The organism is Gordonia hydrophobica NBRC 16057 (assembly GCF_001592365.1).
GTDB lineage: Bacteria > Actinomycetota > Actinomycetes > Mycobacteriales > Mycobacteriaceae > Gordonia > Gordonia hydrophobica.
Genome location: NZ_BCWU01000016.1, coordinates 23,010 through 43,013, shown reverse-complemented (window position 1 = coordinate 43,013; position 20,004 = coordinate 23,010). Strand labels below are relative to the sequence as shown.

Genomic DNA, 20,004 nt, shown 5'->3' with positions numbered 1-20,004 from the left:
TGTCCGCCTCCGGCGGGGTTCGTGGGACTAGCGAGATTCGCGTCCCCGTGAGGGTTCGCCGAGGGAGATCTGCCCTTGGCGGGTGCTGTTGGGGACGCGAATTTTGGTTGTCGGTGATGGAATCGGTTGGGTGCCGGCGTCAGTCGCCAGGATCTCGATGAACCACTTGCTCGCTGAGCTCGCAGGTGGCACTCGATCAGCGTGAGGGGCGGGGGATGTTCGCAGGTGGCACTCGATCAGCGTGAGGGGCGGGGGTGTTCCCAGGTGGCGCCCGATCAGCGTGGGGCGTGCGCGGGCGTCAGCGATTGCTGGATCGGCGGTACAGGACCAGTGACAGGGGGATGCAGACCGCCAGCACCGCGAGGCTCCACGCCAGCCCGTAGGCGATCGCGTGATCGGCGGGCCACCCGGACTGCGCGGGGAACGACGGCGGCGCCGTGTTGCCGAACAGGTCCCGGCAGGCGGTCGCGATGGCAGTCACCGGATTCCATTCGGCGAACGTCCGGAGCGGGCCGGGGAGGCTGCCCGCCGAGATGAACGCGCTGGAGAGAAAGGTGACCGGGAACATCCACAGCAACCCGGCGCTCTGGGCCACCTCCACGTTGGGGGCGATGAGCCCGATGACCGCGCCGACCCACGCCATCGCGAGCGCGAACACCAGGAGCAGGGCGAAGGCGATGAGGGCGTCGCCCCAGCTGCCCCGGATCCGCCAGCCGACGGCGAACCCGCAGACCACCATCACCGCCAGACCCACGATGCCGAGCACCATGTCGGAGGTGACGCGCCCGGCGATCACCGCCAGTCGGGACATCGGCAGCGACCGGAGTCGAGTGACGATGCCCTCGCTGAGATCCGTCGACAGGCCGACGGTGGTGAACGCCGCGTTGAACAGCACGGTCTGCGTGAAGATCCCCGCCATCAGGAACTCGCGATAGGCGCCGCCGCCGAGCGTCGCGCCGAAGACGTAGGCGAACAGGAAGACGAACATCAGCGGCTGCACGGTGGCCGTCAGCAGCAGGGTGGGGATGCGACGGACGGTGATCAGGTTGCGTTCGACGAGGACGAGGGTGTCAGCGAACATCGGCGGTCTCCTGGAGAACGGGGGCGTCGGAGTCGGGGGAGGTGAGGGCCAGGAACACGGTGTCGAGAGTCGGTGCGGTGACCACGGCGTCGACCACCGTGATGCCGTTCTCGGTGAGGTGGCGGACCGCGGCGGCCGAACTCCGTGTGCCGTCGTCGACGGACAGGGTCCAGGTGGTGCTGCTCGAGTCGTCGACCGGGGCGGCGTCCTCGCCGACGCGTGACAGCACCGCGCGGACGGTCTCGGGCGGGGATCCCGGTGCGACGGTCACCGACAGCGCGGTGCGGCCGAACTCGGACTTCAGCGAGTCGGGTGTTCCGCGGGCGATCACCACGCCGGCGTCGATCACGGTGATCTCGTCGGCGAGCTCGTCGGCCTCCTCCAGGTACTGCGTCGTCAGGAGGATGGTGGTCCCGGAGTCGGCAAGACCGGAGACCAGTTCCCAGATCTGTCGTCGGGCCCGCGGATCCAGGCCGGTGGTCGGCTCGTCCAGAATCACCAAGGCGGGATCGGTGATCAGCGCTCCGGCCAGGTCGAGGCGGCGGCGCATGCCACCGGAGTAGGTCTTCATCGGCCGGTCAGCGGCGTCGGACAGGCCGAGCTCGGCGATGATGTCGCGCGCCCGCGACGACGCCTCGCGCCGGCCGAGTCCGTACAGCTGGCCGACCATGCGCAGATTCTCGAAGCCGGTCAGCGTGCCGTCGACCGCCGCGTACTGGCCGGACACTCCGATGGTCTTGCGGACCTCGCCGGGACTGCGGACGGCGTCGATGCCGTTGACGAGGATGGTTCCGGTGTCGGGCTGCGACAGCGTCGCCACCATGGACACGGTCGTCGTCTTCCCCGCACCGTTCGGGCCCAGGATCGCGTGGATGGTGCCCGCGGGGACCACCAGGTCGAGGTCGTCGACTGCGAGATGGCCGGGGCCGCGACGGAACAGTCCGGATCGGAAGGTCTTGCTGACCCCGCGGATCTCCAGCGCGGGAGCCGCAGACGTTCCGACGCCGCGCAGTCGTCGACGCGACGCGGACGGCGGTGCGCCGAAGAGCGGTGCATAGGCGGCCACGTTCTCCGGATCGAGCAGTCTGGCGTGCGTGCACGACACCTGCTCCACGGTCGCCGGCCCGGTGAGCCTGCCGATCCAGTCGCGATGGGCCGGGGTGTCGGCGGGCGGCGTCACCGTCGCTTCGACGATGGTGGTGGCACCGCTGTACTCCCGGGGTCGCCACTGTGCGGCCAGACGGGTGGCCTCCACGTAGGCGGCGTGCAACGTCAGGACGTCGACGTCGGAGAGCTCGGCGAAAGGCCCGCCGGATCCGGCGACGGCTCGGGTGATCTCGGCCAGCGTCGGCGTCGACGACTCGGCGTCCGTCGCGATGCCGAGCTCGGCGACGAGGTCGTGGATCGACGGGATGGTCGCGAGCTCCGGGTGATCGGCGAGCACGTACGAATCGAGCAGCACCAGTTCGGCGACCTCGGCGCCGGACTCGGCCAACTGGACCGCCATCTCCTGGGCGATGAGTCCGCCGAGCGACCAGCCGACGAGGCGATACGGGCCGGGCGTCACCTCGCGGATCCGCCGGACGTAGTCGGCGGCGAGAGCGCTGATGGACTGCGGCCACCCGGCGCCTGACAGCGCCGGATTCTGCAGGCCGACGAGCCCGGTCCCCGGGGTCAGCGCGCCGCGCAGGGCGGTGAAACTCCAGGCCAGCCCGATCGCCGGATGAACGGCGAACAGCGGCGGCACCTCGGGCTCCGGCGGAACCAGCGGCAGCAGCGGTGCCAACGAGTCGTCGTGCGGCGCCTGGGCGTCGTCGACGGTCGGCGCGGCCGCAGCGGCGGCGATGCCGGCCGGAGTCGGTGACGCCAGCACACCCGCGACAGTCGTGGCGATGCCCGCCTCGCGCAGTGCGGTGATCAGCGTGGTTGCGGTCAACGATGTGCCGCCGAGATCGAAGAAGTCGTCGTCGGGACCCACGTCGGCGAGGTCGAGAACCTCGGCGAACGCGGCGGCGACGAGCGCGGTGTCACCGTCGGCGGCGGTGCCTGCGGTGCTGCGCCGCGGCGCCGCGGGCAGGCGTGAACGATCCACCTTGCCCGACTGTGTGAGGGGCAGGGCCTCGAGCACCTGCACCGTGGACGGCACCATGTAGCGCGGCAGGGTGGCCGCGGCGGTCCGTCGCACGGCGGCCGGATCGAGGTCCGCGCCCGCCTCGGGTGCGATGTACGACCGCAGCACCTCGGCGGGACCGGAGTCGTCGACGATCGTGGTGACCGCGGCGACGCCGGGATGAGCGGTCAGCGCCGCGTCGATCTCGCCGAGCTCGATGCGGAATCCGCGCAGCTGGATCTGGTCGTCGGCGCGGCCCAGATACTGCAACTGCCCCTCGTCGGTCCAGCGGACCAGGTCGCCGGTGCGGTACATCCGGATTCCCGGCATCCCCGCATCGGCGGGAACGGCCACGAAGCGCTCGGCCGTGAGGCCGGGACGGCCGACGTACCCGCGCGCCACCTGGTCGCCGATCAGATACAGCTCGCCGGGTACCCCGACAGGCGCCGGGTGCAGGCGGCGGTCGAGGACGGCGACGGCGCCGCCGGGGATCGGGCCGCCGATCGTCACGGCCGTCTCCGGCGTGAGCTCCGCCGAAGTCATGAAGACGGTGGCCTCCGTGGGCCCGTAGAAGTTGACGAGGCGACGTCCCGGGGCCCACCGGCGGACCGACTCGGGGTCGGTCACATCGCCGCCGACGCCGAGCGCACGCAGGCCCGGGACCGCGTCCGGGTCAAGACCCGCGACGGCGGCCGGCGTGATGAACGCGTGCGTCACCCGCCGGTCGGCGATGAAATCGGTCAGTTCGCGGCCGCCGAACACGTCGGCCGGGGCCACCACGGCCGCCGACCGACCGGCGACGGTCAGCAGCATCTCCAGGATCGAGGCGTCGAAACTCGGCGACGCGAACTGCAGCACGCGGGACTCGGGATCCGGAGCCAGTCGACGCTCGAGGTCGTCGTGGATCGCCACCAGACCGCGGTGGGTCACCGCCACCGCCTTCGGCCGTCCGGTGGAGCCGGACGTGAAGATCAGGTAGGCGACGTCGTCGAGGTGGATGCGGCGGCCGCGCTCGGTGTCGCCGAAGTCGTCGGCCGAGGTCTGGGCCAGTCGGGCCGCCTGCGCGGGGTCGTCGAGCACCAGCGTCGGCAGCCCGGCGGGCAGGGTCCCGACGGACTCGCGGTCGGTGACGACCAACCGGGCGCCGCTGTCGTCGAGCATTCGGGTGATGCGCTCGCGCGGATACGAGGGATCGATGGGCGCGTACACCGCGCCGACCGTGGCCGCTGCCCACCGAACCAGCAGACTGTCGGCGGATCGAGGCAGCAGCACGGCGACGACGGCGTCGGGTTCGGTCATGCCGTGCGCGGCCAGGAGGCGTGCGAGCGCGTTGGCCTGTCGGTCCAGGTCGCGGTAGGTGAGCGTCTCGCCGTCGGAGGAGCGGCCGTCGATGATCGCCGGACCGTCGGGACGGTCGGCGACGGCAGCGAGGAGCAGCTGTGGCAGCGTGCGCGCCTGCGCACCGGGCCCGCCGAGGACGGGCAGCAGCGCCGCCGCGGTCTCCGGTGCGGTGACCGCGAGGTCGCCGACCAGGTGATCGGGTCGTTCGATCAATGCGTCGAGGGCGCGGAGAATCGCCGTGCCCAACGACTGCGGCGCGGTGCGGTACCGCGAGCGGTCGTAGGTGATGGCGAGCACGGGGTCCGCGGCGCCCGCCGCCGAACCGGTGACGGTGATCTGAAGATCGAACTTCACACCGGCGACGTCGGCCTCGACGACTTCGGCCGAGATCTCGTCGGTCAGGGGGAACCGGCCGGTCAGCGACTCTGCGTAGTCGTGGACCGAGAGCACGGTCTGGCACAGCGGCGCCCGCCCCGGCCTGCGCGGCGGATTGAGGTCGGCGACCACGTCGTCGTAGGCGGCAGACGGATGGTCCCAGGCGTCGAGATCACCGTCGCGGACGCGGGCCAGCAACTCGGACGTCGTGGCCGACGGGTCGACGACGGTGCGCAGGGCCACGGTGTTGACGAACATGCCGACCACGTGGCGGTAGTCGCGGCCGTTCAGCGGCGCACGACCGGCGAGCGGACTGCCGATCACCAGGTCGTCGCCTGCGCCGAGGCGCTGCAGGGCGATCACGAGGGCGGCGTGCAACACGGTGAACATCGAGGTGGATCGACGGCGGGCCAGCACGACCGCCGCGTCGCGCAGCGCGGGGTCGATCGCGAACCGCACGGTCTCGCTGCCGGGTGCGGAGTGCACGCCGGGGTCGGGACGCAGCGTGGTCTCGGCGGGCGCGCCGTGCAGGACGGTCCGCCAGAACTCGCGGTCCTGCTTCGCCCGTTCCTGATGCGCATCCGCTGCCACTGCGTAATCGCGGAAGTCGAGATCGGCCGCGGGCCACGTGTCGGTGCGCCCGGAGCGGCGTTCCCGGTAGGCCTCGGCGAGGTCACCGACCACGACGGGCAGCGAGGCCCCGTCAACGGCGATGTGATGCATCACCAGGATCAGCGTGTGTGCACCGTCGTGGTCCGCGACCAGTTCGATGCGCAGGGGCGGGTCGACGGTGAGGTCGAACGGATCATCCCGGACCGCGATCAAGCGCGCATCGGCGGAACCGGCTGTGGCTTCCAGAGGGCCGACGACGGTCGCCGGATCGGCGAGCACGGTCCCGACCGCGCCGTCGCGGCGGGGCATGAAGACGGTGCGCAGCGCGGTGTGCCGCGAGACGACGTCGATCAGCGCGCCGCGGAGTGCTGATCGATCGAGGGCGCCGTGCAGGCGCAGCGCGAACGGCATCGCGTAGTCGACGGCGTCCGGTGCGGCACGGTGCAGTGCCCACAGGCGACGCTGCATCGGCGCCAGCGGGAACTCGGTCGGCCGGTCGGAGACGGTCGGCGCGGCGGACACGATGGGCGATGAAGGCACGATGGGCGATGAAGGCACGACGGACGCGGGCGCGTGGTCGACGAGCGTCAGCGTGGCGGCCAGTTGCACGACTGTCGGATGGTCGAAGACTGCGCGGACGGGGACAGGGACCTCGACCGCTGCGGCGTTCACCTGGTTCACCAGAATCGTCGCCTGCAGCGATGTCCCGCCGAGCCCGAAGAAGTCGTCGTCCACTCCGATGTCGGTGACGTCGAGATCCAACGCGCGGGCGAAGGCCGCGGCGACCAGTCGCTCCGCAGAACTGCTCGGAGCACGGCCCTCGCCTGCGCCGGACGGCGTGCCCGGCTCGGGGAGCGAGGCGGTGTCGAGTTTGCCGTTGATCGTCAGCGGGACCCGGTCGATGACGGTCACCGTCGACGGCACGGTGTGGTGGGGCAGATGCTCAGCGGCGTGGGCCAGCAGATGCGGTGGATTCAGCGCGCTGCCCGGCTTGAGTTCGACGTATGCGGCGAGGCGTGCCGTGGCTCCGGCGCCACGGACGATGGTGACGGCGTCGGCGACGTCGGGATGCGAGCGAAGCGCGTCGTCGGTCTCGCTGAGCTCGACGCGGAAGCCGCGGACCTTGACCTGCCGATCACTGCGACCGAGGTGCGTCAGGACACCGTCGGCGTCGGCGCACACGATGTCGCCGGTCCGGTAGCGCCGCCGGCCGTCGGGCCCGGCCACGAATGTGGTCGCCGTGCGGCCCGGATGCCGGTGGTAGCCGTCGGCGAGCCCCGGACCGGAGATGTACAGCTCGCCCGGCACGTACGCGGGCGTCGGACGGAGTGCGGTGTCGAGCACCTCCAACCGGTTTCCGGCGAGGGCCGTACCGAGTCGCACCGGAGCGTCGGGAGTGACCGCGCCCGCCATCACGATCGCGGTGGACTCGGTGGGGCCGTAGACGTTCAGCACGCGGCGACCGTCGGCCCAGATCCGGACCAGATCGGTGCCGAAGGCGTCGCCGCCGATGGCGAGAGTGCGCAGGGCGGGGAGCGCAGGCGCCTCGACGCCGCCGAGCGCCGCCGGTGTCACGAAGGCCTCGGTGACGCGCTGTTCGGCGAGGAAGTCGACGAGTTCGCGGCCGCCGTAGAGAGTCGGCGGTGCCACGACCAGCGTCGATGCGGAGTGCAGGGCAAGCAGCATCTCCAGAACCGAGCCGTCGAAACCGGGAGAGGCGAAGTGCAGGACGCGGGAGTTCCGCGACGTGCCGAACCACCCCGCTTGGGCGGCGGCCAACGGTGCCAGTCCGCGGTGCGGGATCCGAACGCCCTTGGGTGCACCGGTGGTCCCCGAGGTGTAGATCAGATAGGCCGCCGCGGCCGGATCCCGGTGGGACGACGCGGTCGCGGGCACACCGGGGACGGTTGCGGAGAGGGCCGAGAGCGGCAACCAGTGCACGGAGTCGGGGAGTGGAGCGAGCTGAGCCTCGTCGGCGACGATGCCGATCGTGACGCCGGAATCCTCGGCCATGTGCCGCAGTCGGCTCGCGGGATAGCGCGGATCCATCGGCACCGCCATCAGACCGGACTTCGCGGCCGCCCAGAACGCGAGTACCGAGTCGGCGGATCGGGGGAGCGCGATCGCCACCGCGGGCGGATTCTCGCCGTCGGTGGACCGGGGACCGATGGTGTCGTCGACCGCGCCGTGCACGGATCGCAGATGGGCGGCCCACCGATCGGTGATGGCGTCGCATTCGGCGTACGTGAGGCGGCGGTTGCCGTCGACCAGCGCGATGCCGCGCGGCGCGGTCGCCACCGCGCCGTCGATGAGATCGACGAGATGGCCGGGTCGAGCGAGCGCCGGGATCGATGGCGGCGTGGCCGCCGCGTCGAGCGGGAGATCACCGAGCGGGGTGGACGGTTGTGCGGTCGCCGCGTCGGCGAAGGCGACGAAGGCGTGCGCGAACGCCTGGATGCGGGCTTCGCTGAACAGGTCGGCGTCGTAGGTGAAGCGTGCGACGTCACCGCGGATCCGCAGTTCCAGGTCGAATCGAGCGCCGCCCGCGTCGACGTCGATCAACTCCGTCGTCAGTCCGTCCAGGTCGATCCCGGCAGCGGCGGGGTCGGCGAGGTCGTCGAAGGCGAGGACGGTCTGGAAGATCGGGTGTCGTCCGCCGCGCGGGGGTCGGATCGCGGTGACCAAGCGCTCGAAGGGCAGGTCGGCGTGGGCGAAGGCGTCCACGTCGGCGTCGCGGACGGCCTCCACCAGGTCGGCGAACGAGACGTCCGACCGGACCGGGGTGCGCAGCGGAATGGTGTTGACGAACATGCCGACCAGCTCGGCCAGCCGCGGATCGGTGCGGCCGGCGACCGGGGTGCCGATCACGATGTCGGAGCGACGGTCGCCGAGATGCGCGTCGGGATCGCTCGCCAGCCGGTGCAGCACGGCGGCGAAGACCGCGTGCGTCACCATGAACTCGGTGGCTCCGGTGTCGAGTGCGGCGCGGAGTCGGCTGCGTGATGCGGCCGGGAACGGAACCTCGACCACGCGGCTCCGGCCCTGCCGGTCGGCGTCGGGGTTCAGCTCGGGGGTCAGGATCGGCGCGAACCCGATCCCGTCTAACACTCCCCGCCACCACTCGGTCAGTTCGACCAGCGTGGATTCACCACTGGTCGTCGTGCTCGGGACGGCGAGCGACGCGGTCTGCCACCGCAGGTAGTCGCTGTAGGTGATCGCAGGGAGACGGAGCTCTGCGGCGGCGCCCGACCGCAACGCGCGATAGGCCTCGCCGAGATCACGCGCGAGCGGCAGCATGGACCACCCGTCGGCGGCGATGTGATGCACGACGATCGTCAGGCGGTGGCATGTGCCGGGACCGGGCAGCCGATGCATCACCGCGCGGATCGGGATCTCGGTGCCGAGATGAAAACCGCGCGCGGCGAAAGCCCGGGCGGCATCCGGCCAGGCCTTGGCGTCGATGGATTCGGTGTGCAGCCTCAGCGACACCGCACCCGGCGCATGGATGTGGAGGACGGGCAGCCCGTCCGGTGCCGGATAGGTGGTTCGCAGCGGCTCGTGGCGGGCGATCACCTGATTGAGCGCCTGCTCCAGAGCGGGCACGTCGACATCGCCCCGCAGGTCCAGCGCGAAGGAGATGTTGTACGACCCGGCGGCGGTGTCGTCGTCGGCCTCGGTGAGGCGGTTCAGGAACCAGAGCTGTGTGGCCGCGGTTCCCGGGGTGGTGGCGGGCTCGTCGAGGTGGGTCAGTTCCACACGGCGCGAGTGGGCGGTCGACGGCTGATCGGCCAGCGCCGCGATCGCCCGAATCCGCGCGTCGTCGAACACGCTGCGGACCGGGATGCGGATGCCGGTGCGGTTCTCGAGTCGACCGATCACCTGCGTCGCCAGCAGTGAGTTTCCGCCGAGCTCGAAGAAGTCGTCGTCGCCGCGGAGCGTTGCGAGGTCCAGGCCGAGCAGCTCGGCGACGTCGGTCGCGACGGCGAGTTCGACACCGGTCAGCGGTGCGGCGTCGGGCGGTGCGGCGAGGTCGGTCGCGGCGTCGAGGGCGGTGGTAAGCGGGTGTCCGGGGGCAGACATCGGGAGGGCTCGCGACTCGTTTCCTGGTTCGGGCGCCAGCGTGTCGATGGCGCGGTGCGGTGCGGTGAACGCGGCATCAGCCAGTGCCACGAATTGATCGGCGAGGCGCTCGGCTCCGGCGGCGTCGAAGACCGCCAGCGCGTAACCGAGGCGGAGCTCGACGGTTCCGTCCGCGGTGGGGCGGAAGGTGAACTGGAGGTCGAATTTGGCGGTGTGCGTCTCCACCGGTTCGGCGGTCGCTTCGAGGCCGGCGAAGTCGAGATCGAGCCGACCGGCGGGCTCCACCGAGACGATCGCGGTGAAGTAGGGGTGGACGCCCGCCACGCGGGGCGGGTGCAGTTCGGCCACCAGCCGGTCGAAGGGCACATCGGCGTTCTCGAACGCCGCCAGGTCGGCGTCCCGGGCGGTGGCGAGCAGCGCCACGAACGGTCGGCCGCAGTCGACGTCGGTGCGCAGCGCGACGGTGTTGACGAACATGCCGACCATCGGATCGAGGAAGTCCTCGCCACGACCCGACACCGGCGTGCCGATCACGACGTCGGAGTGCCCGGAGGCAAGGGCCAGAAGGGCGGCGACTGCGCTGTGCAGAACCATGAACTCCGTGGCGCGCTCCGCGGCTGCGAGGTCGGCGATCCGCGCGGCGGTGCCCGGCGCGAGCCGTCGGACGACTACGTCGCCGTCAGGGGTCGCGGTCCGCGGGTGGTCGTAGGGGAGGGCGTGTGCGCTGTCGACTCCCGCGAGCCGCTCGCGCCAGAACGCGATCTGGCGGGCGACCGTGGACTCGGCGGCCGTGAGTGCTGTCCGTCGGTGCTCGCTCACCTGGCGATAGCTGACCGGTAGCGGAACGAACGACGGGCGCTCGCCCGCGACCCGTGCGCGGTAGGCGGCGGCCAGATCGGTGGCGAGCGGCGCCAGTGACCAGCCGTCGGCGGCGATGTGGTGGACCACCAGGTGCAGGGTGTGCACCGGGCCGTCTGGGCCGTCGGCGCGATGTCGGATCAGCTGCGCCCGGATCGGCAGGTGGGCGCTGAGATCGAAGGGGTGGCGGGCGAACTCGGTCGCCTCGCGGTCCGGGTCGGCGCCCTCGGTCAGCAGCGGGAGAACGATCTGGTCGCCGCCCGGGGGCACGACCTCCTGGTGGCCGATCCCGTCGATGTCGAGCACCCGGGTGCGCAGCGGCTCGTGGCGTTCGAGCACGTCGTTGAGGGCGTCGGTCAAGGCGTCGACGTCGAGCGGTCCGCGCAGGTGGACCACGAACGGGATGTGGTAGCGCCCGCCGGTGTCCAGATCGAGGCGTTCGGCCAACCAGAGGCGCTGTTGTGCGGGGGAGAGCGCGACCGGGCCGTCGACCGGTGGGAAGTCGGCGGCGCCGGGGGCGGACCGTCGCGGCAGGTTCTCGAGGTCGATCGCGAGGCCGCGGAGGTCGGTAGCCTCGAAGACGGTGCGCAGGGACAGCTCCACATCGCACGCACGGGACAGTCGTGCCGCGACGCGGGTCGCCGACAGCGACGACCCGCCCACCTCGAACAGACTGGCGGTCATCGGGACGCCGGGCACCTCGAGCACCGCGCACACGGTGTCGTGCACCAGGTGTTCCATCAGCGACTCGGGAGCGGCGAGCGTGTCGTCGGGGGCCTCCGGCCGCGGCAGTAGCGACTGGTCGATCTTGCCGTTTCGGGTGGTCGGAAACGCATCGACGATGATCACCTGGGAGGGGATCATGTGGCCGGGGAGTCGCGGGGCCAACTCAGTCCGTAGATCGCGTCGGGAGAGCTCGTCACCGATCACATACGCGACCAGCACGGGTTCGGCGACGACGTCCGTTCGGGCGACCGCCGTCGCAGCGCGGACGCCGTCGAGTGCCGAGAGCGCGGCGTCCACCTCGCCCAGTTCGACGCGCTGGCCGCGGATCTTGACCTGGAAGTCCCGGCGACCGACGTACTCCAGGGTGCCGTCGACCCGTCGGCGCACCAGATCGCCCGTCCGATACAGGCGGGCGCCGGCGGCGAACGGGTTCGCGACGAACGTCGATGCGGAGAGATCAGGCCGTCGCTGATAGCCCCGCGCCAACTGTGCACCGCCCAGATACAGTTCGCCGAGCGCGTCGAAGGGCACCGGCTGCAGGCGGTCGTCGAGCACGTGGACGTCGGTGTTCCACACCGGTAGGCCGATCGGGACCAACTGCCGGTCCGCTCTCGCATCGCGGTGTGCGGTGACGTCGATCGCTGCCTCGGTGGGGCCGTAGAGATTGTGGACGGCGGCGTTGCTCAGCGCGGCCACGGCACCGACGGCCGCACCCGTGAGGGCCTCACCGCTGGTGACGACGGTCCGCAGGGACGCGAGGCGCTGCGTGGCCTCCGGATCGAGCGTGAGTGCATCGGTGAACGCGGACAACATCGACGGGACGAAGTGCGCGACCGTGACGCGATGCCGCTGGATCACGTGGGAGATCAGGAGTGGGTCGCGATGCTGGTCGGCGGGCATGATCACCAGTCCGGCGCCGTGCAGCAGCGGCCAGAAGTACTCCCACACCGAGACGTCGAAGGTCGCCGGGGTCTTGTGCAGTACGCGATCGGAGCCGGTGAGCGGGTACTCGTCCTGCATCCACGCCAGCCGATTCCGCAGCGCGCGGTGACTGATCACGACGCCCTTCGGCTGTCCGGTGGAGCCGGAGGTGAACAACAGGTACGCGGCGCTGTCCGGGTGGAGCGTCGAGACCGGGCGGTCGGTGCACGACGCCGGCTGATCAGCAAGCTCGTCGAACGTCAGCGACGGTGCGGGCAGATCGGGCCGGGCCTCGGCGACCACGATGAGCGCGGGGGCCGCCACCTCGATGATCTGGTCGAGGCGCTGCGCCGGTTCGTCGGGATCGATCGGCACGAAGACGGCGCCGGCGCGCAGGATCGCGTGAATCGTGACCAGGTGCTCCACGCTGCGCGGCAGCATCACGCCGATGACGGTCTCGGGGCCGGCGCCCGCGGCGGCGAGGGTCGCCGCGACCTGACGGACGCAGTCGTCGTACTCCCGATACGACAGTTCGACGCCGTCGGGGCCGATCACCGCGGTGCGATTGCGGTGTCGCTGCGCTGCATCGCGCAGGAGGTCGGGAACCAGATCCGGCCCCGGATCCACGGTGCGTCCGCGCGCGGCAACGGTCAACGCTTGCCATTCCGACGCGGCGACGACGGGCAGGTCGGAGATCGGTCGGGACAGGTCGACGGAGGCGACGAAGTCGAGCGCGTCGCACAGCCGATAGTGGTGTCCGCCCGCCTCATCAGCGGTGTAGACGTTCGGATTCGTCTCCAGGTCGAGCCGCAACCCGCCGTCGAAGGACTGGTAGACATTCACCGACATGTCTTCGATCGGGCCGGTCGAGAGCACTGTGATGTGGGCGGTCGCCGGACCGAACTCCACGCGGTCGAAGAACAGCATGATGTTGATCAGCGGTCCGAAGAAGCCGCGGCGCCCGCTCGGCGACGCGATGACGTCGCGGACGATGTCCTCATGGCGGAACCGCTGATGCGGCAGCGCCGCGCAGATCTCCGCGTCGACCGCGAGGATGAAGTCGTGCAGCGACTGTCTCCGATCGTCGGTGCGGATCGGGATCGGCAGCACATTCGACAGCATTCCGGCCGATTGGCGGAGGACCCCGCGGCGCCGAGCGATGACGGGGAGGCTGATCGTCGACTCGGTGCGATCGAGGAACCGGTTCAAGTACAGCGCGCACGCCGCGGTGATCACCGATCCGGTCCGCACGCCGAGGTGCTCGGCGACCGCTCGCAGACCGGTGGCCGTCGCTTCCGGCACCACGGCGGAGTTGACGGCGGACAGGAAGGCGGCGGGCTCGGTCACCGAGGACGGCGACGCCGGCTCCAGCGGATCGCCGTCGGATTCGGTGAGCCGTTCCGCCCAGAACCGTCGGTCCGCGTCGAAATCCGCAGACGCGCGGTACTCGTCGTCGATGCGCACGATCTCGTGCAGCGATACGCCGGTCGGCTGGTCGGGCGGCGTACCGCACATCGTGGCGGTGTACCGTCGGCTGACCTTCGCGATCATGATGGTCGTCGCGAAGCCGTCGACCGCGAGGTGGTGGCCCCACACGTACCAGATACGGCGGTCGCCTCCGATGCGGAGCAGGTGCGACTCGACCAGTGGACGGTCGTGGACGTCGATGGTCCGGCGGCGATGATTCTCGATCCACGCCAGGGCTGCAGTGCGGGGCTCGGGATGGTCGGAGAAGTCGTGGACGGCGAACTCCATCGGTCCGTCGTCGATCGTGAGGCGGGGCGCGTTGTGGTCGTCGGCCCGGTGGACGCGGACGAGCGGAGACTCGGTCTCGCGAGCGGTCACGATCACCGCGGCGCGGAGCGCGGACTCGTCGATCGGCTCGTCGAACTCCAGGAACGCGCAGACCGACAGCGGGACGTCGGGTTCGATCAGTTGGGCGTAGTAGACGCCGCGCTGGGCGGCGGTGAGGGGGAGCACATCTGGCTGTGGGGCGCTGACATCGGCGAGTCGGTCGTCTACAACATGGTCCTGCGACTCGGTCGTCACTGGTCAAGCTCCTGCAGTCCGGGACGGCCGGCCAGGGATGCCCATGACGAGAGACACGCCCCATCGGAGAGAGGGCGCGTCGGAGTCGTGAATGGACGATATCGGGCTGATCGTCACAAGTAGCCGTTCTGGCGGCTTTTTGGTGGTCTGCCTGAAAAGATAACAGGACTGATGCACACCTGTATGTCCCATGAACAGGGGCTTTCGCCCCTGATTGCAGAGCGAGGCTCGCGATCAGCGACGTTGCCTGGGCCGTGTGGCCGACGTCACCGGGGCGACCTCGCCTCCCAACGTCACCGGCCCGGTCTCACCGACCCAGGAATCCGCCGAGCATGCCGCTGACGCCCGCGTCCTGGCCCTGACCGGTGCCGCCGAGAACGCCGCCCCGCGACCGTTCGGACGGCTGCACGATGACGAAGCCCTGGCCTTGGAAGGCGAGGGTGAAACGCTCGCCGGTGGTCCGTCCCATGAGCGTGCCGACACCGAAGGTGTCGTTGCGCTGGACCGAGGTCTGCAGGCTCGCCGACCAGGCCACCGCGGCGTGCGGATCGGCATAGGTGTCGCCCGTGACGTTCATGACGACGGGCGCGCCGTCGGTGGTGAGCGCGATGCGGCCGACACCGCGGAAGACGCAGTTGAACATGCCCGCCGAACTCGACGCTGCAGCACCGCGGACGCGCTCCACGGCGTACTCCAGGGACGGATCGAAGGCGAGGACGTTGGCGCCGTTGACGGTGAGGCCGTCGGAGCCGTCGAGATCGACCAGGTGGACGTCGCTCGCGGCGTCGGCGAGGAAGAGGTCGCCGCGCCCGCTGATCTTCATCAGCGGGACGCCCTCGCCGGTCACCGCCTGTCGGACCATCCTGCCGAAACCGCCCGCCCCCAGCGCCTCGAAATGCAGATCTCCCTGATAGGCGACCATGGATCCCTGTCGAGCCAGCACGTCGCCGTTGAGGCCGACGCGGCACATCTTGCTGCCCTGCTTCTGGATTCCGGCGTGCTGGACTTCCGCGTGCGCGGGGGCGAACAACTCGCTCTTCATGGTGGCTCCTGGTGGCGTCGCCCGGTGTGCTGCCGGATCGGTGGGAGAGGCGGGACGTGCACTGGTGGCGATGGTACCGGCGGCGTGGTTCACGAGGGTACGGTCTGTCAGTCGATCATCAGACGATTGCGGCCGGCGGCTGTCGCTTCATACAGGGAGGCGTCGGCCCGTTGCACCCCGTTCGAGGCTGAACCGTGTCGCTGATCACACGACCGACGCGGCGCAGGCACATGTCGCCCGCCGCATGGCCGAACGCGTCGTTGAACTGCTTGAGGTGGTCGACGTCGATCAGAACCACCGCCCGTCGGCGAGCGTTGGTCGAGGCGAGGAGAGCGCGGAGGTCGTCGTCGAACTGGCGCCGGTTGGCGAGCCCGGTGAGGGCGTCGACGTGGGACAGTCGCAGCAGGACTTCGGATCGGTCCCAGTCCAGCCGTGCGATCTGCTCGACGCGATACGCGAAACGCAGCGTCACCGCGGCCATGACGATCGTCGTGAGCAGGGCGATGACACTCGCGCTGTCGGTCGGCAACACGACGAGTTCGGTGACGGTCAGAGCGGTGATTTGTGCGGTCATCGACGTGACCAGCAGCGGGAAGCGGATGCGGACGATGCCCATGCTTAAGATCACTGCGAGCGGCATCAGCAGCGGCACCACCTCGTAGCCCTTGGGCAGCTGCATCACGCGCTGGACCATCTGGGCGGTGACGATCACCGCGACGCAGGCGATGTAGATCTCCGACGACCAGCGTCGACACCGCGGGATCAGACTGGTCACCAGGATCACGGCGGCGGGCGGCATGATGCCGATCAACAGGAACAGCCTGCCGGTGAGGTCGGCGGCGTCGGGGATCTGCAGGACGTCCTTCTGGAACGTCAGCAGCAGCGCGCACACCATCAGCAGTCCGCCCATGATCGTGCGCTGGGCGCCGAGGCCGCTCTGCTCGTACTCGAGACGAAACAGTCCGCGCCGTTCCGGCTCGGAGAGGACCGACGTGGATGTCCGGGGGCGGGGTTCGACGGTGACCGGCAGGTCGACGGTTTCGAGGGAGTCGGGTGCTGACGGCGCACTGCGCGATGTCTGATCTCGGCCGGCCGACTTGGCTCGGTAGAGGGCGCGGTCGGCGTCGGTCTCGGTCCAGACGACGGCGAACTCCTCGTCGCCGACCTGGTGGCCGCGGGTGTCGTTCACCTGCTTGAACAGGTCGATGTCGAACAGGGCGAGGGACACCGAAGCAGGCGACGTCGCCAGCCTGCGCGCGAACTCGTCGCGCAACGTCCGCAGATTCGGCAAACCGGTCAACGCATCGGTGGACGCCAGCGCGTCGAACTGCTGCTGTCGACGCCAGGCGCTGCGCGAGATCCGCTCGAGCTCGTACGACGACGCCAGCGGCACCAGCAGGATGGCTCCGCCCGCGGCGAGCCCGAACAAGCCGTTGCTCGTGGTCGGGACGTAGAGCAGCTCGGCGGTGACGATCACGCCGAACCCGACGAGGACGGCGGGCAGCACGGCACGCCCAGGATGTACGCCTGCAACAGCAGCAGGACGGTGATCATGGCGAGCAGGATGAGCCAGAGTTCGGATTTTGAACCGCGGCCGGATTCGACGAAGTGCGAGTGGAACGCGCGGTCTGGGGGCACATCATCTCTGTCGCACGCGTCGCGCGAATCGTTGCTCAAATCTCGCGAATCCCGCATGTCGCGCGACAGAACCGGTCGATCGGACGACAGTTCGCCGGTGCCGGGCTCGCCACCGCCGATCGTTACCCGCAGCGGGTCACGCGCCACGGTGGAGACGGCGTCGCGACTGATTTGGGATCTGCCCAGCAGGGCCCTACAATATTTCAGGTTGCCTGGGTGAAGTGTGCCCCCAGGGCCCACAACTTCATATAGCCCGACGGTGCCGGCGAAAAGCCAATGGCATCAGACGGCGTGAAAATGCACAACTATCCACTTCGTGGAAGGCCCACCAGTGCCAACCGGGACGGTCCTGCAAAAGGAACGAGCCGGGGACACCGCTGCATGGGAACCGCTACGAGAAAGGTTGACGGTCGAACCATGACCATGACTGACCCGATCGCAGACTTCTTGACGCGTCTGCGTAACGCCAACTCGGCGTTCCACGACGAGGTCGCGCTGCCCTCGTCGAAGATCAAGGTGAACATCGCCGAGATCCTCAAGCGTGAGGGCTACATCACCGACTACCGCGTCGAAGACGCCGAGGTCGGCAAGAAGCTCACCGTGACCCTGAAGTACGGCCCCACCCGCGAGCGCAGCATCGCCGGTCTCCGCCGTGTCTCGAAGCCGGGTCTGCGCGTGTACGCAAAGTCCACCAACCTGCCCAAGGTCCTGGGCGGCCTCGGCGTGGCCATCATCTCCACGTCGTCCGGCCTCCTCACCGACCGCCAGGCAGCAAACCAGGGCGTGGGCGGCGAAGTCCTCGCTTACGTCTGGTAGGGGAGCGAAGAAAATGTCGCGTATTGGTAAGAACCCCATCGCAATTCCCGCCGGTGTCGACGTCAGCGTCGATGGCCAGGATGTCAAGGTCAAGGGACCGAAGGGCGAACTCAGCCTGACTGTCACCTCGCCGATCCAGGTCGCGACCGAAGAGAACACCATCGTCGTCACCCGGCCGAACGACGAGCGCGAGAACCGTGCACTGCACGGCCTCAACCGCTCGCTGGTCAACAACCTGGTCGTCGGCGTCACGCAGGGCTACACCACCAAGATGGAAATCCACGGTGTCGGCTACCGCGTTCAGGCCAAGGGCAAGGACCTCGAGTTCGCCCTCGGCTACAGCCACCCCGTGCCGATCGAGGCTCCGGAGGGCATCACCTTCGCGGTGGAGTCCCCGACCAAGTTCTCGGTCTCGGGAATCGACAAGCAGCTAGTCGGCCAGATCTCGGCGAACATCCGCCGCCTGCGTCGTCCGGACCCCTACAAGGGCAAGGGCATTCGCTACGAGGGTGAGCAGATCCGCCGCAAGGTCGGAAAGACGGGTAAGTAAGACATGAGTGAAACAACTGTTCGCAAGCCCATCGGCAAGGACGTGTCGACCCGTCGTCGCACCGCGACCAGCCGTCGTCACTTCCGTCTGCGTAAGAAGATCAACGGCACCGCGGCGCGTCCGCGCATGGCCGTCAAGCGCAGCAGTCGGCACATCCACGTTCAGATCATCGACGACCTGACCGGCCACACCCTGGCCGCGGCCAGCAGCATCGAGGCTGACGTGCGCGCCGCCGGTGGCGACAAGTCGGCGCAGGCCGCCAAGGTCGGTGAGCTGGTGGCAGCTCGCGCCAAGGCAGCAGGAATCGAGTCTGTGGTCTTCGACCGCGGCGGCAAGAAGTACCACGGTCGCATCGCGGCTCTGGCTGACGCCGCCCGCGAGGGAGGCCTGAAGCTCTGATGTCGAACCTGCAGATGACCAACAAGATCAACGGAGGGGACTTCTGATGCCCGGACGTCAGCGTGACGGCGGAAACGGACCCGCCGGAAACAACAGCAACGACAACCGCGGCGAGCGTCGCGGCCGCGGCGACCGTCGCGACAACCGCAACCGCGAGCGCGAGGAGAAGAATCACCTCGAGCGTGTGGTGACCATCAACCGCGTGTCGAAGGTCGTCAAGGGCGGTCGTCGCTTCAGCTTCACCGCACTCGTGGTGGTCGGCGACGGCCAGGGCCTGGTCGGCGTCGGCTACGGCAAGGCCAAGGAAGTTCCCGCGGCCATCCAGAAGGGCGTCGAAGAGGCTCGTAAGAACTTCTTCCGCGTTCCGCTGATCGGCGGCACCGTGACCCACCCGGTTCAGGGTGAGGCTGCGGCCGGCGTCGTGATGCTGCGCCCGGCCAGCTCGGGTACCGGTGTGATCGCCGGTGGCGCCGTGCGTGCCGTCCTGGAGTGCGCCGGTGTGACCGACGTTCTCGCGAAGAGCCTCGGCTCGGACAACGCGATCAACGTGGTTCACGCCACTGTCGCGGCACTGAAGATGCTGCAGCAGCCTGAAGAGGTCGCTGCCCGTCGCGGACTGCCGGTCGAGGACGTCGCTCCGGCAGGCATGCTGCGCGCCCGCGCGGCTGCCGCAGCCAACAAGGGAGCATGACCATGGCCGAGCTGAAGATCACCCAGATCAAGGGCACCGTCGGTACCAAGAAGAACCAGCGTGACAGCCTGCGCACCCTTGGCCTCAAGGGCATCCGCAAGACAGTCACCCGCGAGGACACCCCGATCAACCGCGGCCTCATCAACGTGGTTCGTCACCTCGTGACAGTCGAAGAGGTTTAATCATGACCATCAAGCTGCACCACCTTCGCCCTGCACCGGGTGCGAAGACCGAGAAGACCCGCGTGGGTCGCGGTGAGGCGTCCAAGGGTAAGACCGCTGGTCGCGGTACCAAGGGCACCAAGGCACGCAAGAACGTTCCGGCCCGCTTCGAGGGCGGCCAGATGCCGATTCACATGCGTCTGCCGAAGCTCAAGGGCTTCACCAACCGCAACCGCGTGGAGTACCAGGTCGTCAACGTCGGCGACATCTCCCGTCTGTTCCCGGAGGGTGGCACCATCGGTGTCGCCGATCTGGTCGCGGCCGGCGCTGTGCGCAAGAACGAGCTCGTCAAGGTCCTTGGCGACGGTGAACTGACCGTGAAGGTCGACATCACCGCCGACAAGTTCACGGGCTCCGCCAAGGAGAAGATCGCCGCTGCCGGCGGCACCGCGACGCAGGCCTGAGCCTTCGCCGCATGAAGAACTACCGAACCGGTCAGGTGAACGGAACGGGCGACGCAGTCGTCGCCCGACCGCTCGCCTGACCGGCGGTGG

Annotated in this window: 11 protein-coding genes; 6 read left to right on the top strand and 5 right to left on the bottom strand. The window is 69.6% G+C overall.

The genetic code is table 11. The annotated features are described in order from the left end of the window. Positions 1-298: 298 nt before the first annotated feature. The 5 genes from GH2_RS19835 to GH2_RS21715 all read right to left on the bottom strand — a co-directional run bounded on the left by GH2_RS19835 (position 299) and on the right by GH2_RS21715 (position 16,833). The gene (locus tag GH2_RS19835) at positions 299-1,081 is read right to left on the bottom strand and encodes an ABC transporter permease (protein WP_066172101.1); all 783 of its coding nucleotides are present in this window, start codon (positions 1,079-1,081) and stop codon (positions 299-301) included. Beyond that, positions 1,071-14,153 (bottom strand): non-ribosomal peptide synthetase, encoded by a 13,083-nt coding sequence (locus GH2_RS19830; protein ID WP_204701065.1) that lies wholly within the window; start codon positions 14,151-14,153, stop codon positions 1,071-1,073. Before GH2_RS19830 ends, GH2_RS19835 begins: the two co-directional genes overlap by 11 nt. A 307-nt stretch (positions 14,154-14,460) precedes the next feature. Further along, a complete protein-coding gene (locus GH2_RS19825; RefSeq protein ID WP_084247660.1) occupies positions 14,461-15,195 on the bottom strand; it encodes an AIM24 family protein in 735 nt (244 codons plus the stop codon). 118 nt (positions 15,196-15,313) lie between these two features. Beyond that, entirely contained in the window at positions 15,314-16,702 is a 1,389-nt protein-coding gene (locus GH2_RS22145) for a GGDEF domain-containing protein (protein ID WP_066172099.1), read from the bottom strand. Further along, positions 16,669-16,833, bottom strand: a complete 165-nt coding sequence (locus GH2_RS21715) for a hypothetical protein (protein WP_157086163.1) — start codon at positions 16,831-16,833, stop codon at positions 16,669-16,671. Before GH2_RS21715 ends, GH2_RS22145 begins: the two co-directional genes overlap by 34 nt. Positions 16,834-17,250: 417 nt before the next feature. Between GH2_RS21715 and rpsH the strand changes: the two genes are divergently transcribed. The 6 genes from rpsH to rplO are packed head-to-tail and all read left to right on the top strand — an operon-like array spanning position 17,251 to position 19,914. Beyond that, a complete protein-coding gene (rpsH, locus tag GH2_RS19810; RefSeq protein WP_066172097.1) occupies positions 17,251-17,649 on the top strand; it encodes a 30S ribosomal protein S8 in 399 nt (132 codons plus the stop codon). A 13-nt stretch (positions 17,650-17,662) separates the two neighbouring features. Then, positions 17,663-18,199, top strand: a complete 537-nt coding sequence (rplF, locus tag GH2_RS19805) for a 50S ribosomal protein L6 (protein WP_066172096.1) — start codon at positions 17,663-17,665, stop codon at positions 18,197-18,199. A gap of 3 nt (positions 18,200-18,202) precedes the next feature. Beyond that, entirely contained in the window at positions 18,203-18,598 is a 396-nt protein-coding gene (gene rplR / locus GH2_RS19800; RefSeq protein WP_066172095.1) for a 50S ribosomal protein L18, read from the top strand. Between the two features lie 46 nt (positions 18,599-18,644). Continuing rightward, positions 18,645-19,289 (top strand): 30S ribosomal protein S5, encoded by a 645-nt coding sequence (gene rpsE, locus GH2_RS19795; RefSeq protein ID WP_062393707.1) that lies wholly within the window; start codon positions 18,645-18,647, stop codon positions 19,287-19,289. Positions 19,290-19,291: 2 nt separating this feature from the next. Next, the gene (gene rpmD, locus GH2_RS19790; RefSeq protein WP_062393706.1) at positions 19,292-19,471 is read left to right on the top strand and encodes a 50S ribosomal protein L30; all 180 of its coding nucleotides are present in this window, start codon (positions 19,292-19,294) and stop codon (positions 19,469-19,471) included. Between the two features lie 2 nt (positions 19,472-19,473). Then, positions 19,474-19,914: a 50S ribosomal protein L15 gene (rplO, locus tag GH2_RS19785; protein ID WP_066172094.1), complete on the top strand. Its 441-nt coding sequence runs from the start codon at positions 19,474-19,476 to the stop codon at positions 19,912-19,914. Positions 19,915-20,004 lie beyond the last annotated feature (90 nt).